The 14,741-nt window shown below is 77.0% G+C and carries 16 protein-coding genes; 3 read left to right on the top strand and 13 right to left on the bottom strand.

Translation table 11 applies throughout. From position 1 onward, the window contains the following. Nucleotides 1–19 precede the first annotated feature (19 nt). Both AB8M62_RS05140 and AB8M62_RS05135 read left to right on the top strand, forming a co-directional pair. Nucleotides 20–472, top strand: coding sequence for a nitroreductase/quinone reductase family protein (locus tag AB8M62_RS05140; RefSeq protein ID WP_369068840.1), 453 nt, complete (start codon nt 20–22; stop codon nt 470–472). After that, a complete protein-coding gene (locus AB8M62_RS05135) occupies nt 469–1,131 on the top strand; it encodes a class I SAM-dependent methyltransferase (protein WP_369068838.1) in 663 nt (220 codons plus the stop codon). Before AB8M62_RS05140 ends, AB8M62_RS05135 begins: the two co-directional genes overlap by 4 nt. Nucleotides 1,132–1,183: 52 nt before the next feature. Here AB8M62_RS05135 and AB8M62_RS05130 read toward each other — a convergent pair whose 3' ends face one another. Next, nucleotides 1,184–2,134, bottom strand: coding sequence for an SDR family oxidoreductase (locus tag AB8M62_RS05130; protein ID WP_369068837.1), 951 nt, complete (start codon nt 2,132–2,134; stop codon nt 1,184–1,186). Nucleotides 2,135–2,157: 23 nt separating this feature from the next. Then, nucleotides 2,158–2,871 carry a DUF3159 domain-containing protein gene (locus tag AB8M62_RS05125; RefSeq protein ID WP_369068836.1) on the bottom strand — a complete coding sequence of 238 codons (714 nt, stop codon included), beginning with the start codon at nt 2,869–2,871 and terminating at the stop codon, nt 2,158–2,160. A gap of 190 nt (nt 2,872–3,061) precedes the next feature. Here AB8M62_RS05125 and AB8M62_RS05120 point away from each other — a divergent pair, with 190 nt between their 5' ends. Continuing rightward, nucleotides 3,062–3,901, top strand: coding sequence for a helix-turn-helix transcriptional regulator (locus AB8M62_RS05120; RefSeq protein WP_369054317.1), 840 nt, complete (start codon nt 3,062–3,064; stop codon nt 3,899–3,901). A 10-nt stretch (nt 3,902–3,911) separates the two neighbouring features. Here AB8M62_RS05120 and AB8M62_RS05115 read toward each other — a convergent pair whose 3' ends face one another. From AB8M62_RS05115 to AB8M62_RS05065, 11 genes are all read right to left on the bottom strand, one after another. Further along, the gene (locus AB8M62_RS05115; protein ID WP_369068835.1) at nt 3,912–4,595 is read right to left on the bottom strand and encodes a hypothetical protein; all 684 of its coding nucleotides are present in this window, start codon (nt 4,593–4,595) and stop codon (nt 3,912–3,914) included. Beyond that, nucleotides 4,574–4,921, bottom strand: a complete 348-nt coding sequence (locus AB8M62_RS05110; protein ID WP_369054314.1) for a VOC family protein — start codon at nt 4,919–4,921, stop codon at nt 4,574–4,576. Before AB8M62_RS05110 ends, AB8M62_RS05115 begins: the two co-directional genes overlap by 22 nt. A gap of 73 nt (nt 4,922–4,994) precedes the next feature. Further along, the gene (locus AB8M62_RS05105; protein ID WP_369068834.1) at nt 4,995–7,433 is read right to left on the bottom strand and encodes an MMPL family transporter; all 2,439 of its coding nucleotides are present in this window, start codon (nt 7,431–7,433) and stop codon (nt 4,995–4,997) included. A gap of 1 nt (nt 7,434) precedes the next feature. Further along, nucleotides 7,435–8,097 carry a TetR/AcrR family transcriptional regulator gene (locus AB8M62_RS05100; RefSeq protein ID WP_369068833.1) on the bottom strand — a complete coding sequence of 221 codons (663 nt, stop codon included), beginning with the start codon at nt 8,095–8,097 and terminating at the stop codon, nt 7,435–7,437. A gap of 61 nt (nt 8,098–8,158) precedes the next feature. Continuing rightward, the gene (gene nadE / locus AB8M62_RS05095) at nt 8,159–8,980 is read right to left on the bottom strand and encodes an NAD(+) synthase (RefSeq protein WP_369068832.1); all 822 of its coding nucleotides are present in this window, start codon (nt 8,978–8,980) and stop codon (nt 8,159–8,161) included. 57 nt (nt 8,981–9,037) lie between these two features. Then, nucleotides 9,038–10,798 (bottom strand): acetyl/propionyl/methylcrotonyl-CoA carboxylase subunit alpha, encoded by a 1,761-nt coding sequence (locus AB8M62_RS05090; RefSeq protein ID WP_369054309.1) that lies wholly within the window; start codon nt 10,796–10,798, stop codon nt 9,038–9,040. Then, entirely contained in the window at nt 10,795–11,019 is a 225-nt protein-coding gene (locus tag AB8M62_RS05085; protein WP_369068831.1) for an acyl-CoA carboxylase epsilon subunit, read from the bottom strand. Before AB8M62_RS05085 ends, AB8M62_RS05090 begins: the two co-directional genes overlap by 4 nt. Continuing rightward, entirely contained in the window at nt 11,016–12,365 is a 1,350-nt protein-coding gene (locus AB8M62_RS05080; RefSeq protein WP_369068830.1) for a carboxyl transferase domain-containing protein, read from the bottom strand. The genes AB8M62_RS05085 and AB8M62_RS05080 overlap by 4 nt, the downstream gene beginning before the upstream one ends. Beyond that, complete coding sequence (locus AB8M62_RS05075) at nt 12,362–13,261, bottom strand: 5-oxoprolinase subunit C family protein (protein WP_369068829.1); 900 nt, start codon at nt 13,259–13,261, stop codon at nt 12,362–12,364. Before AB8M62_RS05075 ends, AB8M62_RS05080 begins: the two co-directional genes overlap by 4 nt. Then, a complete protein-coding gene (locus AB8M62_RS05070; RefSeq protein ID WP_369068827.1) occupies nt 13,258–13,920 on the bottom strand; it encodes a 5-oxoprolinase subunit B family protein in 663 nt (220 codons plus the stop codon). The genes AB8M62_RS05075 and AB8M62_RS05070 overlap by 4 nt, the downstream gene beginning before the upstream one ends. After that, nucleotides 13,917–14,726 carry a putative hydro-lyase gene (locus AB8M62_RS05065; RefSeq protein WP_369068826.1) on the bottom strand — a complete coding sequence of 270 codons (810 nt, stop codon included), beginning with the start codon at nt 14,724–14,726 and terminating at the stop codon, nt 13,917–13,919. Before AB8M62_RS05065 ends, AB8M62_RS05070 begins: the two co-directional genes overlap by 4 nt. Nucleotides 14,727–14,741: the final 15 nt, after the last annotated feature.

The raw sequence follows: 14,741 nt of genomic DNA, 5'->3' as shown, positions 1-14,741 counted from the left end.
CGTCGACCAGGAGGCAGTGGTGAGCGAGACCCCGCGGGACGCGGAGCAGGCGGAGGCCCGGACGGACGACTGGAACGCCAGGGTCGTCGAGGAGTTCCGCGCGAACGAGGGCCGGGTCGGCGGCCCGTTCCAGGGAGCGCCGATGATCCTCGTGCACCACCGCGGACGGAAGAGCGGCGTCGAGCGCGTCAGCCCGATGGTCTACCAGCCCGTCGACGGCGCCTACGCCGTCTTCGCCTCCAAGGCCGGCGCCCCGACGAACCCGGACTGGTACCACAACCTCATCGCGAACCCCGGGACGACCGTCGAGGTCGGCACGGAGACCGTCCCGGTGCGGGCGCGCGAGCTGGAGGGCGAGGAGCGCGCCGCGGTGTGGGAGCGGCAGAAGACGGCGATGCCGGGTTTCGCGGAGTACGAGGTGAAGGCGGCGCCCCGGCGGATCCCCGTGCTGCTGCTGGAACCCACCGCGTGACGCCGCGGGACGTGGAGGACGCCGGGGCGCTCGCGCGCTACTACGACGACTTCGCCCCGCACTACGTGCCGGGGTGGCGGACCCTGGAGCACTACGGCCCCCTCGTCGCCGACTTCCTGCTGCGCACCGTGACACCGGCGTGCCGGGTGCTGGACGTCGGGTGCGGGCCGGGGCAGCTGACGCGGGACCTCGCCCCCGACGTGGAGGTCACCGGCGTCGACGTGTCACCGGGGATGCTCGACGCGGCGCGCGCCGGGCGTCCCGCCGGCCGCTACGAGCAGCACGACTTCCACGACCCGCTGCCGCGGGACTGGGGACGTTTCGACGTCGTCGTGGCGGTGGGGTGCCTGGAGTTCTGCCGCGACCTGGGGGCGACGCTGGGCCACCTGGCCGCGGCGAGCGCGCCCGGCGCGCGGCTGCTGGTGGGGGTCGTCGAGGACCGCACCGCTCCCGGGAGCTCGCGCCGCCCGTTCTCCGACGACGGCCTGCCGGGGATCGACATGCACGCCTACGACGTCACCGCGCAGCTGGCCGCGGTCACGGGGGCGGGGTTGTCGCCGTCCTCGTACCGGTACGTGCCGGCCTGGCGGCACGAGGAGTACTCCTACGTCGTGCGCTACGGCCTGTGGGAGCTGACGCGGGATTCCCCGGCCTCCTGACGCGCGACGGGACCGCCGCGGGGTGCCCGCAGCGGTCCCGTCCGGGCGGTCCTCACACCGCCGCCGCCTCGGCGAAGGAGAACCCCGCCAGCTCCTGCGAGACGCGCCACACGCGCTCGGCCTCCTCCGCGTCGCGCAGCGGCCGGAACAGCCGGTGCTCGGTCGGGGCGCCGCCGAGGTTCCCGAGACCCTCCGGCCCGTACAGCGCGCCGCCGCGGGCCCCCGGGTGCGCGGCCGCGTACAGCGCGGGCAGTTGCGCGCTGTCCACCGTCCCGACGAGGACCCCGGCCCGGGAGAGCCGGCGGATCACGGCGATCTGCGGGGTGTCGCGGTCGCGGCCCATCTCCGGGCGGGCGGACAGCAGGTTCGTCGGCGCGACCCCGGGGTGGGACAGGTTGCTCGTGATGCCCCAGCCGGCGGCCTTGCTGCGCCGGTCCAGCTCCAGCCCGAAGAGGCCGTAGGCGATCTTCGACTGGCTGTAGGCACGCATCCCGTCGTAGGAGGACTCCCAGTTCAGGTCGCGCCAGTTCACCTGCCCGGCACGGGCGGCGACGCTGATCTGCGAGGTGACGCGGGCCCGCCCGGCGATGAGCAGCGGCAGCAGGTTCGCCACGAGCGCGACGTGCCCGAGGTGGTTGGTGCCGAACTGCAGCTCGAAGCCGTCCAGGGTGGTCTGGCGCTCCGGCGGGCGCATGACGCCCGCGTTGCCGATGAGCAGGTGCAGCGGCTCGCCCTCGGCGCGCAGCTCGGCACCCAGAGCGGCCACCGACCGCAGCGACGACAGGTCCAGGTCGTGCACCGAGACGCGGGCCCCGGGGTGCGCGGTGCGGATCCGCGCGGCGGCCGCCTCCCCCTTGGCGCGGTTGCGCACCGGCATCAGCACCTCGGCGCCGGCGGCGGCGAGCCGGCGGGCGATGCCGACGCCGACACCGTCGCTGGCGCCGGTGACGAGGGCGCGGCGTCCGAACAGGTCGGGCAGTTCCAGGTGGGGCGTGCGGGACATGACGATCCTCCGGTGGTGGGTCCTCAGCGGGTGGTGGGGACGGGCGACGGCGCCGCCCGGCGGGCGGCCACGAGCGTGACCGCGAAGTGGACGGCGAACAGGACGGGGACGCCGACCTGCAGCGCGCCCAGGGTGGTGGGCTGGTCGGCGACGTAGAACACGACGCGGACGACGAGGTTCGCCGTCGCCAGGGTCAGCCCGACCACGGAGCTGACGGTGTAGACGCGGCGCAGGGCGGGGTGCCCCTGCCAGTCCCGCGGCCCGCCGGACAGCGGGTTGACCATCAGCCCCATCAGCGGCCGGCGCAGCGCGAACGTGACCGCGTACGCGATGACGAACACGACCGGCAGCAGCATCGTCGGCAGGAAGAAGGCGCGCGCCTCCCCCGCCAGTGCCGCCGACCCCGCGCAGACCGCGGCGACGACGAGACCGGCGACCGCCGCGCCGGTCGGTTCCCGGCGAGCCACGCGGACCGCGCCGGCGGCCACGGCGGTGGCGCCGGCCGCGGCCAGCGCCGGGGCGAGCCCGGACGTGGCGTCCACCGCCACGAACGCGACCGTCGGGGCTGCGGCCACCGCCAGGCCCACGGGCCCGCCGACGCGGTCGAGGGCGGTGCGCCCGGCGGTGCGCGTGCTGGACGCCGCCTCGGGCTCCGGCATCCCGAGCAGCCGGCGGGCCGTCGCGCTGTGGCTGGTGCGCTGGGCCCGCCGGCTCGCGGGGGGTGCGGGGTGGTTCACGGTTCCTCCTCGGTGGGGTCGTGCCACCACCCTCGGCCGGTCCGCCGGGCGCAACCAGGACCTGCCGGTCCGTGCCTGCGCGGTCCCCCCGTCGGGTTGCGCGCGCCCGGAAGGGGGGATCGACGGGCCGTGGCTCGCGGGCGCACCCGCGCGGTAGGAACGAGGGGACCGAGGGAGAGGGAGGGTTCCGGTGATCGACAGAGCGGGACTGGCGGGTTTCCTGCGCCACCGCCGGCAGTCCGTGCAGCCCGAGGACGTCGGCCTGCCGCGCGGGCAGCGGCGCCGCACCGCCGGGCTGCGCCGCGAGGAGGTCGCGGCGCTGTGCCACATGTCCACCGACTACTACGCGCGGCTGGAGCGCGAGCGCGGGCCGCAGCCGTCCGAGCAGATGGTCGCCTCCATCGCGCAGGGCCTGCACCTGTCGCTGGACGAGCGCGACCACCTGTTCCGCCTCGCCGGGCACCAGCCGCCGGCGCGCGGTGCGGCCAGCGAGCACGTCAGCCCCGGCCTGCTGCGGATCCTCGACCGGCTGACGGACACGCCCGCCGAGGTGGTCAGCGAACTGGGCGAGACGCTGCGGCAGACCCCGCTCGGGGTGGCGCTGACCGGGGACGCCACCCGGTGGACGGGCCCGGAGCGCAGCCTGGGCTACCGGTGGTTCACCGACCCGGCCAGCCGGGAGCGGTACCGGCCCGAGGACCACGCGTACCTGTCGCGCCTGTACGCCTCGCACCTGCGCCAGGTGGTCGCGCTGCGCGGGCCCGGTTCGCGCGCGGCGCGGCTGGCGGAACTGGCGCTGGCGCGCAGCGAGGAGCTGCGGCGCCTGTGGGAGACGCACGAGGTGGGCCTGCGACCCGGCGAGCTGAAGCACTTCGTGCACCCCGAGGTCGGGGCGCTGGAGCTGCACTGCCAGACGCTGCTGGACCCCGAGCAGTCGCACCGCCTGCTCGTCTACACCGCCGTCCCCGGCAGCGAGAGCCACGAGAAGCTGCAGCTGCTGTCCGTCGTGGGGGCCCAGGTCCTCGCCTGAGCGGGCGGGTTCACCGCGTCCCGGTGCCGCGCAGGCCGAGCGCGGCGGCGACCCGCTGCTCCAGGTCCTGCTCGCCCCGGTCCACGTCAACCTCGAGGGACTGCAGGCCGAGGCGCGCGACGTCCCCGCGCAGCAGGTCGGTGAACAGGCGGTCCCGCTCCAGCAGGTTCTCCAGGGCGCGCGGCGGGTCGGACGTCCGCCCCGCGATCTCCCACAGGCCGCCGCGGGAGGTGAACGCCGCCCGCCGGAACCGCGGGGTCGGCAGCAGCCACACCGCCTGCCGCGGACCGCTCAGCAGCGGTGCGACGAGGTCCGGGAGAACCCGGAAACCCTCCACCAGCACGGGCCGGTCCGCCGGCAGCGCCAGCAGGTCCTCCACCAGCAGGTCGAACGCCTCGCCGCGGAACCAGCCGAACGTCTCCAGCATCACCTCGGGGCTGCGGTGCACCCAGCGCTCGTCGCGGTCCACCGCCGCGAACGCGTGCAGCGCGGGACACCGCTGCGGCGGGCAGCGGCGGACGTGGTCGGCCATCGACTCGTCGGTGCTGTAGGTGCGCAGGCCGTACCGCGCGGCCAGGTGCCGGGCGGTGGTCGACTTCCCCGCGCCGCTGCCGCCGCCCAGCCAGCGGACGTGCCGCAGGGCAGCCGCTCCCCCGCGGTGGACGGCGGGACTCAGGCGGGCTTGACCACGCACCACTCGTTGCCCTCCGGGTCCAGCAGCACCTGGAAGGAGCCGGCCCGGTCGTGGTGCACCTCCCCCACCCGGCGCGCGCCCAGAGCTTCTGCCCGGACCGCGGCCGCCTCGACGTCCTGCACCCGCACGTCCAGGTGCACGCGGTTCTTCACCGTCTTGGCCTCCGGCACCCTCTGGAAGGACAGCTGCGTCCACCCCGGGGGCACGACGTACCACCACGCCTCATCACGCTCGACCGGCTCCCCGCCGAGGACCCGCGCCCAGAAGGCGGCCAGCACCGACGGCTGCGCGCAGTCGACGACGACCTCGTCGATGCTCCCGATCACGCGTCTGAAACTAGTCCGACGAGCACGCGGGAGCACAGCGGCACGGCGCTGCGTGGACACCGTGCTCGACGGGTCACCGGCTGCCGGTGACGACCTCCTCGTGCCCGTCGCCGTGCTCCGGCGAGGACGGCTCGCCCTGCGCGCCGGCGCGGGCGAGGGCGCGCTCCAGCGAGGCGCCCTCCACGTCCACGTCGGGCAGCAGCCGGTCCAGCCAGCGCGGCAGCCACCACGCGGAGCGGCCCAGCAGGTGCATCACCGCGGGGATCAGGAGCAGCCGGACGACGAAGGCGTCGGCGAGGACGCCGAACGCCAACCCGAAGCCCACGGAACGGATGATCACCGAGTTGGACCCGATGAAACCGCTGAACACCGAGACCATGATGATCGCGGCGGCGACGACGACGCGGCGCCCGGCCCGCAGCCCGGTGGTGACGGCCTGGCGCGCCGGTTCCCCGTGCGCGTACGCCTCGCGCATCCCCGAGACGAGGAACAGCTGGTAGTCCATCGCCAGGCCGAACAGGATCCCGACGACGATGGTGGGCAGGAAGCTCAGCACGGGGCCGGGCGTGCTGACGCCGAAGACGTCGCTGAGCCAGCCCCACTGGAACACCGCGGTGATGGCGCCGAAGGTGGCGAACAGCGACAGGACGAACCCGAGGGTCGCCGTCAGCGGCACCAGCAGCGAGCGGAACACCACCACGAGGATGAGCAGGGACAGGCCGACGACGAGGGCGAGGTAGCCCGGCAGGGCGTCGGCGAGCTGCTCGGAGACGTCGATGTTGCCGCTGGCGCTGCCGGCGACCCCGACGGTCGCCTCGCCGGTGGTGGTCGCCAGCGGGGTCAGATCGCGCAGGTCGCGGACGAGCTGCTCGGTGGAGACGCTGGTCGGTCCTTCCTCGGGCACCACCTGGAGGGCCAGCAGCCGCCCGTCGGCGGAGAAGCCGATCGGCGCGACGGCGGCGACGTCGGGCTGGGCGGCGACGGACTCGACGACGCTGACCTGCTCGGCCAGCTGCTCGGCCTCGGCCACCGGCTCGGCCAGGTCGGCGACCACCAGCAGCGGCCCGTTGGCGCCCTCCCCGAAGTACCGGGCGGTCAGGTCGAAGGCCTGGTACTGCGTGGACTCGCGCGCCTCGGCGGAACCGTCGGGCAGCCCGAGCCGCATGGACAGCGCCGGGACGGCGACGACACCGAGCACGACCACGCCCAGCACGAGGGTCAGCGCCGCGCGCGCGGTGCTCGTGGGCCCGGCGAGCAGCCCGGCACCGCGCGCCGCCGCGCCGGCCGGGACGGCCCGGTGCTTGGGCGGGCCGTCACGGTGCTCGCGCTCGCGCCGGTTCAGCACCCGCAGGCCGAGCACGGACAGCACGGCCGGGGTGAACGTCACGGCCATCGCGACGGCGACCAGGACGCAGAGGGCGCCGACGGTGCCCATGAGGCCGAGGAACCCGATGCCGGTGACGTTGAGCGCGGCGAGGGCGATGACCACGGTGAGGCCGGCGAAGACGACGGCGTTGCCCGAGGTGCCGGTGGCCAGGGCGATCGAGTCGACCAGGCCCGTCCCGCCGCGCAGCTGCGCCCGGTGCCGGTTGATGATGAAGAGGGAGTAGTCGATCCCGACGGCCAGGCCGAGCATGACGCCCAGCACCGGGGTGATCGAGAGCATGTCGACGACCCCGGACAGCGACAGCGCCGCGGTGACGCCGACACCGACGCCGACGACCGCCGAGACCAAGGGCACGACGGCGCCGAGCAGGGTGCGCAGGACGACCACCAGCGCGATCGCGGCGACCAGCAGGCCCAGCGCCTCCCCGGGACCGAAGATCTCCGGCGTCGTCTGCACGATCTCGTTGGACAGCTCCACCTGGACGCCGGGGATCGCGGCGTCCTCGAACTCGGCGGCCACGGCCTCCTTGACCTCGGCCGCCACCTCCTGGACCGGCTCGGTGAACTGCACGACGCCGAGGGCGGTGCTGCCGTCGGCCGAGACCTGGCGCACGCCCTCGGCGGCCTCCAGCAGCCGGGTGCCGAGGTCGACCTGCTCCGCCTGCGCCTCGAGCTGCGCGCGCTCGGCGACGAGCGCAACCGGCGCGGCGTCGAGCTGGGCGCGCGCGGCCTCGATCTGCTGCTGGGCGCCGGCGAGCTGGGCGGCCTGCTGCTCGCGCTGCGCCTCCGTCGCGAACGGGTCGACGGTGCCGCTGACGCCGTCCTGCTCGGCCACCCGGGCCAGCAGGTCGGTGACGGCGGCGCGCTGCTCGTCGGTCAGCGGGGCGCCGTCCTCGGCGTGGAAGACGACGGTGCCGCTGCCGCCGCTGGCGTCGGGGAACTCCTCGGACAGCTGGTCGGCGACGCGGGCGGTGGCGGTGCCGGGCAGGGACACCTGCGAGGACAGCGTGCCGCCGAGGGTGAGGAAGCCGGTGACGCCGAGGGCGAGCAGCAGCAGCCACACGCCGATCACGGAGCGCGGCCGGTGGGCCGCGGCCCGTCCGAGCCGGTGGAGGAATCGGGCCATCTCAGGCGCCTTCCGTCGAGGGGGAGGTCGTGCGGGCGGTGCGCTGCGGGGCCGCGAAACCGCGCCGCAGGCTGGTGAACAGGTGGTCCAGGAGCTCGTCCCAGCGCCGGCGCGCGGCGAGCCCGCGCCCGCCGCCGGTCTCCCGGAGCCAGGCGGCGGCGAGCACGGACAGGCCGTTGAGGACGGTGGTGGTCAGCAGCACGGCGTCGAGGTCGCCCAGCTCGGGGTGGCGCTCGCGCAGCTGGCGGGCCACCGGGTCGGCCACGTGCCGCATCGCCCGCTGCTGGAGCCGCTCCTGGTGGTCGGCCCCGTCCGGCCCCGTGGTCATGCGCGCGAAGCGCACGACCACCGCCAGGAGGTCGGCGCCCCGCAGGGAGGCCTCGAGGTCGTCCAGGGGGTCCCCGGCGGGGGCGGTGGTGCGCACGACGGCCTCGACGGAGGCGATGGCCGCGTGGAGCTCCGCCTCCAGGCAGGCCACCACGACCTCCTCGAGGGAGGAGAAGTGGTTGAACAGGGTGCGCCGGGCCACGTCGGCGCGCGCCGCGAGGTCGTCGGCGGACAGCCCGGCGGGGCCGCGCTCCTCCAGGAGGTCCTTGGCCGCGGCCAGGATCGCCGCGCGGTGCCGGGCCTTCGCCGCGGCACGGCGGTCAGGTGGATCGCTCACCCGACGAGTATGCACTCAGTGCAAGCTTGCCTCGAGTGCACGTAGTGCGGAGGGCGCCGGCCTACCGCCACCAGTCGTCGCGCACCGAGGCCGGGAGCCGGCGCTTGTGCGCCGTGGCCCGGTAGCGGGCCTCGATCGCCTCGGCGACCTCGTCGCTCACGTCGCCGCCCTCGAGGTAGGCGTCGATGTCGGCGTAGCGCAGGCCGAGGTTCGCCTCGTCGGTCTGACCGGGCTGGTCGTCGAGCAGGTCGGCGGTGGGCGCCTTCTCGTAGAGCCGGGCGGGCGCCCCGAGGTGCTCGAGGAGCTGCCGGCCCTGCCGCTTCGTCAGCCCGGCGAGGGGGACGAGGTCCACGCCGCCGTCACCGTGCTTGGTGAAGAACCCGGTGACCGCCTCGGCCGCGTGGTCGGTGCCGACCACCAGCAGGCCCTGCTCACCGGCCACGGCGTACTGCGCCACCATCCGCGCCCGCGCCTTGACGTTGCCCTTGGCGAAGTCGCTCAGCGGCTCCCCGGTGGCCGAGCTCACGTCGCGCACGACGCCGTCGACACCGTGCTCGACGTTCACGGTGAGCCCCTCGTCCGCGGCGATGAAGCGCAGCGCGAGCTGGGCGTCCTCCTCGTCGGCCTGGACGCGGTACGGCATCCGCACCGTGACGAACCGGGCGGGAGCGCCCTCCGCGCGCACCGCCTCCACCGCCAGCTGGCACAACCGCCCGGCGAGCGTGGAGTCCTGGCCGCCGCTGACGGCGAGCAGGTAGCCGGTCGCGCCCGTCGCCGCCAGGTAGTCGCGCAGGAACGTCACGCGCCGCGCGACCTCGGCCGCGGGGTCGATGACGGGGACGACGCCGAGCTCGTCGGCGATGGCTCGCTGCTGTGGACGCACGGCAGCAGCATCCCAGCCGTCACGTCCCGCACCACCGGGCGGGCCGGACCGCGGGGCTCACTCCAGCACGAGCAGCGGCGCGCCCTGGGCGACGGCGGCGCCGGCCTCCACCCGCACGGCGCGCACCGTCCCGGCGCGGGGGGCGGTGACGGGGTTCTCCATCTTCATCGCCTCCAGCACCACGAGCAGGTCCCCCTGCTCGACGGTGGAACCCTCCTCGACGGCGACGCGCACGACGGTGCCGTCCATCGGCGCGGGCACCGCACCGGGTTCCGCGTCCGGTGCGGCACCACCGGCCGATCGACGGCGTCCGCGCGCGCGGGCGGGTGCGGCGGGCGCCGTCAGCTCCTCGGCGGGCAGGGTGACGGTGACGCGGCGGCCGTCGACCTCCAGCACGAGGGTGCGCCGCTCCCCCGCCGGCCCGGGCGCGACGGGTTCCTGCGGCTCGCCGCCCCCGCGGCCGGACCACTCGGTCTCGATCCACCGCGTGTGGACGGTGAACTCCCCGTCCGCGGCGGTGAAGGCCGGGTCCTCGACGACGGCGCGGTGGAACGGCAGGACGGTGGGCACGCCCTCGACCTCGAACTCGGCCAGCGCCCGGCGCGCGCGGGCCAGCGCCTGCTCGCGGGTGGCGCCGGTGACGACGAGCTTGGCCAGCAGGGAGTCGAAACCCCCGCCGACGGGGTTGCCGCGCCGCACTCCGGAGTCCACCCGCACCCCCGGCCCACCGGGCGGGTCCCAGCGGGTGACGGTCCCGGGGGCGGGCAGGAAACCGCGCGCGGGGTCCTCGGCGTTGAGCCGGAACTCGACCGCGTGGGCGCGGGGTTCCGGGTCGTCGGCCACGGACAGCGGGTGCCCCTGGGCGATCCGGAACTGCTCGGCGACGAGGTCGACCCCGTAGGCCTCCTCGGTGACGGGGTGCTCGACCTGCAGGCGGGTGTTCACCTCCAGGAACGTCGTCGTGCCGTCCTCGCCGACGAGGAACTCCACCGTCCCGGCGCCGCGGTAGCCGGCGGCCCGGCACACGTCGCGGGCGGCGGTGGTGATGCGCTCGCGCTGCTCGTCGGACAGGAACGGGGCGGGGGCCTCCTCGACGAGCTTCTGGAACCGCCGCTGCAGCGAGCAGTCGCGGGTTCCGACGACGGCGACGGTCCCGTGGTCGTCGGCCAGGACCTGCGCCTCGACGTGCCGGGGGCGGTCCAGCCAGCGCTCCACGAAGCACTCCCCGCGCCCGAACGCGGCGACCGCCTCGCGGGTGGCGGAGGCGAACAGCTCGGGGACCTCCTCCAGGGTGCGGGCGACCTTCAAGCCGCGGCCGCCGCCGCCGTGGGCGGCCTTCACCGCGACGGGCAGGCCGTGCTCGCGGGCGAACTCCAGGACCTCCTCGACGTCGGCGACGGGTTCGGCGGTCCCGGGCACCAGCGGCGCACCGGCCTCGCGGGCCAGGCGGCGCGCGGACACCTTGTCGCCCAGCAGCCGGATCGCCTCCGGCGGCGGGCCGATCCACGTCAGCCCGGCGTCGAGGACGGCCTGCGCGAACTCGGCGTTCTCGGACAGGAACCCGTACCCGGGGTGCACGGCGTCCGCGCCGGCGCGGCGGGCGACGTCGAGGAGCTTGCCCGCGTCCAGGTACGTCTCGGCGGCCGTGCTGCCGCCGAGGGCGAACGCCTCGTCGGCGGCGGCCACGTGCGGGGAGTCCGCGTCGGGGTCGGCGTAGACGGCGACCCCGGCGATGCCGGCGTCGCGGGCGCCGCGCAGCACGCGCAGGGCGATCTCGCCGCGGTTGGCGACGAGCACCTTCTCGATGCGGGTGGTCACCGCGGGTCCTCCTCGGGGTCGGCGGACGGTGCGTCGGCGGGCGGTGCGTCGGCGGGCGGGAACGGGGCGCGCAGCAGGTCCGCCGGGGCGCCCCAGCCGTCGCGGTGCGCGGGGCGGGCCGGCGCGGGTGCGGGGGTCGCGGAACGCAGCGCGTCGACGGCCGCGACCACCGCGGCGAGCTCGGCGGGGGTCGGGTGCCCGGTGACGCGCCAGCCGCTCACAGCGGCAGGTTCCCGTGCCGGCGGGCCGGCTGCGAGCCGGTGACCCGTTCCAGCAGCCGCAGCGCCGCCGCCAGCCGGGCGCGGGTGGCGGCCGGCTCGACGACGCCGTCCAGCTCGCCGCGCCCGGCCGCGCGGGCCGGACCCGCCTCCTCGCGCGCGGCCCGCAGCGCAGCCAGCCACTCCTCGTCAACGGCGTCCTGGGGTGCGGCCGCGACCTCGTCGCGGTCGGCGACCAGCGCGCGCGGCCAGGCCAGCACGAGGTCGGCCCCGGCGTGCCGGGAGGCCAGCGCGACCCGGGCGGGCCCGGAGGCGCGGCCGGTGACGACGGTGAGCAGCGGGGTGGTGGCCTCCGCGCACGCGTACAGCAGCTGCGCCAGCGCGAGGGTCGGCGCCTGCGGGTCGTCCTCGCCGGCGGGCACGGCGCCGGCGGTGTCGACGAGCGTCAGCACGGGCAGCCCGAACGCGTCGCACCAGCGCACGAACCGGGCGGCCTTCGCGGCGGCCGCCGTGTCCAGGGCGCCGCCGCGCACGGCCGGCTGCGGGGCGACGACGCCGAGGCTGCGGCCGTCCAGGCGGGTCAGGCCCGTGACCAGGTGCGGGGCGTGGGCGGCGCGCAGCTCCAGCAACGCCGGCGCCCCCTCCTCCGGCTCGTCCGCCAGGCGGGCCACGACCTCGCGCACGTCGTACGGCGCCCCGGGCTCCTCCGGCAGCAGGGCCGCCAGGTCGGGGTCCTCCTCCGCGGGGTCGGGGACGGGGTCCGGCAGCCGGGGCGCGGTGGCGCGGTTGTTGCTCGGCAGGTGCGCCAGCAGGTCGCGGACGAACTCCCCCGCCGCGGCCGGGTCCTCGGCCACGTGCGCGAAGCGGCCCGTCACCTCCGCGTGCAGGCCGGTGCCGCCGAGCTCGTCCCCCTCCCGCGGCAGACCTGAGACCACCTGCACCGCAGCGGGTTCCGCGAGCGCCGACCGGGCGCCGCGGACGGCGACGACGACGTCGGCCAGCGGCAGCAGGAGCGCGGCGGCCCCGTCGGCGGCGCCGAGGACGACGGCGACCTGCGGCACGACCCCGGACAGGGCGACACCGGTGCGGGCGGCCTCCCCGAGCGCGCGCGCGTCGACGGCCGCGCCGTCGGGCACGACGGTGACCAGCGGCCGGCCGGTGCGGGCGGCCAGGGCGCGCACCCGCCCGCCGGGGTCCTCGCCCAGCACCGCGAGGCAGACGTCGCGGCCGTCGACGGCGCCCCACCCGCCCGCCGAGCCCTCGACGACGGGGGTGGCGGCGCCGTCGTCGAACAGGCCGGCCGCGAACCCGCGGACGGCGTCGGGGACGGGGTTCTCGGTCGTGCTCACGGCGCGGGCACCTCCGGGGCGGGGACGGGGCGGAAGCGCAGGGACTGCCCGGGGCGGACCTGCGCGAGGCGGTCGACGTCGGCGTCGCGCACGACCCCGACGACGGGGTAGCCGCCGGTGACGGGGTGGTCGGGACCGAACAGCACGGGCTGCCCGCTGGGCGGGACCTGCAGGGAGCCGACGGCGACGCCCTCGGAGGGCAGTTCCTCCTCGCGGCGCCGGCGCAGGCCGGGCTGGCCGTCGGGGCGCTCCAGGCGCAGGCCCACGCGGTCGGAGGCGGGGGTGACGGTCCACGTGCCGGTGAACAGGACGCCCGGGTCGGTGAACCAGTCGTGGCGGGGGCCGGGCACGACGCCCACGGCGACGGTGCCGGTGGCGGGCCCGGCCACGGGGGCGGTGCGCAGGCGGGGACGGCCGGCGGGGGCGGGGCCGACGGGCAGCCGGTCGCCGGCGGCGAGGGGGTCCGGTCCGAGGCCGGCGAGGGTGTCGCGGCTGCGCGAGCCGAGGACCGGCTCGACGGCGACCCCGCCGCGCACGGCGACGTAGGCGCGCAGGCCGGTCGGCGCCTGCCCCAGCTGCAGGACCTGCCCGGCGCCCAGGACCAGGACGGAGGCGTGCGGGGCGGGGCGCCCGTCGACGGTGACGGGGACGGGCGCTCCGGTCACCGCGACGACGAGGGGGCCCTCGGCGCGGACCTCCAGCCCGCCGAGGAGGACCTCCAGCCCGGCGCGCTCCGGCGGGTTCGCGACCAGGCGGTTCGCCAGCGCGAGCGCGGCGCGGTCGGCGGCGCCGGCGACGCCCACGCCGTAGCGGAACGCCCCGGCCCGGCCGCGGTCCTGCACGGTGGTCAGCGGGCCGGGCGCCAGCACCTCCAGCCCGGCCCCCAGGGCGCTCACGCGTCCTCCTCGCGGACGAACCGGACGCCGGTGCCCGGCCGCAGCAGCGCCGGGGGTTCGGCGTCGACGTCCCACAGGACGGCCGCGGTGGTGCCGATGACCTGCCAGCCGCCGGGCGAGCGGCGCGGGTAGACGGCGCTGTACCCGTCGGCGAGGGCGACGGCCCCGGCGGGCACGGCGGTGCGCGACTGCGCCCGGCGGGGCACGTTCAGGCGCCCGTCGGGGCTGCGCAGGTAGCCGAAACCCGGGGCGAACCCGACGAAGGCGCACTCCCACGTCGTCCCGGTGTGCTGGGCGACGACGTCCTCGGGGCTCGTGCCCAGCAGGGCGGCCACGTCGGCCAGGTCCTCGCCGTCGTAGCGCACCGGGACGGTGACGACGTCGGCGGACGCGGCGAACGCGGCCTCGTCGGCGGCGGGCGGGGAGGCCCAGCGGCGCAGCACCTCGCGGGCCACCGCGCTCGCGTCCGCGCCCGGCCGCAGGGTGACGAGCACGGTGCGGGCGGCGGGCAGGACGTCTTCGACGCCGGTGGGCGGGTCCTCGGTGAGCTCGCGCGCGAAGCGGGGCGCGCGCCGGGCACCGGCGTCGTCGGGCGCCTCCAGCAGCCAGGCGCGGTCGCCGGCGGGCAGCAGGCGGGGCGCACCCGCGGCGGGGCTCACGTGGGCGATCCGAGCTGGTGGGCGCTGTCGGGCACGTCGGTGACGAGCATGTGCCCGGGGGCGTGCGTGATGGCGAACGGCACCCCGGAGGCCGTCACGGCGGCCTGCGGCGTGACCCCGCACGCCCAGAACACCGGCACGTCGCCGGGTGCGAACTCGACCGCGTCGCCGAAGTCCGGCGCGTCCAGCGACCCGGCGAGCAGCGCGCCCGGATCGCCGACGTGGACGGGGGCGCCGTGCACGGCGGGCACCCGCGCGGTGACCTCGACGGCCGTGGCGACCAGGTGCGCGGGCACCGGGCGCATCGAGACCACGAGCGGGCCGTGCACGCGCCCGGCCGGGCGGCACGGGCGGTTCGTCACGTACATGGGCACGTTGCGGCCCTGCTCGACGTGCCGCAGCGGGACGCCCGCGGCGGCCAGCGCCGTCTCGAACGTGAAGCTGCACCCGATCGAGAAGGCCACCAGGTCGTCGCGCCAGTGCTCGCGCACGTCGGTGGGCTCACCGGCCAGCCGCCCGTCGCGCCACACGCGGTACCGGGGCAGGTCGGTGCGCAGGTCCGCGCCGGGGGCCAGCGCCGTCGTCGTCGCACCGGGTTCCGTGACGTCCAGGACGGGGCACGAGCGCGGGTTGCGCTGGGTGAACAGCAGGACGTCCCACGCCCACTCGCGGGGGACGGCGACGAGGTTCGTCTGCGTGAACCCCGGCGACCAACCGGCCGTGGGGACCGCCGTGCCGGCGCGGAAGGCCGCGCGGGCGGCGGCGGGCGGGGTGCCCGCGGGGGTCGTGCGCTGCGTGGCGGTCACGGGGCCTCCGTCGCT

The organism is Kineococcus terrestris (assembly GCF_041020755.1).
GTDB classification, from domain to species: domain Bacteria; phylum Actinomycetota; class Actinomycetes; order Actinomycetales; family Kineococcaceae; genus Kineococcus; species Kineococcus terrestris.
The sequence above is the reverse complement of the archived record's forward strand: the minus strand, read 5'-3'. Positions and strand labels throughout refer to the sequence as shown.

Bases quoted from the DNA above. Each gene is read 5' to 3' on its own strand.
- AB8M62_RS05130 (WP_369068837.1), bottom strand. From the start codon at position 2,134: ATGTCCCGCACGCCCCACCTGGAACTGCCCGACCTGTTCGGACGCCGC.
- AB8M62_RS05105 (WP_369068834.1), bottom strand. From the start codon at position 7,433: ATGGCCCGATTCCTCCACCGGCTCGGACGGGCCGCGGCCCACCGGCCG.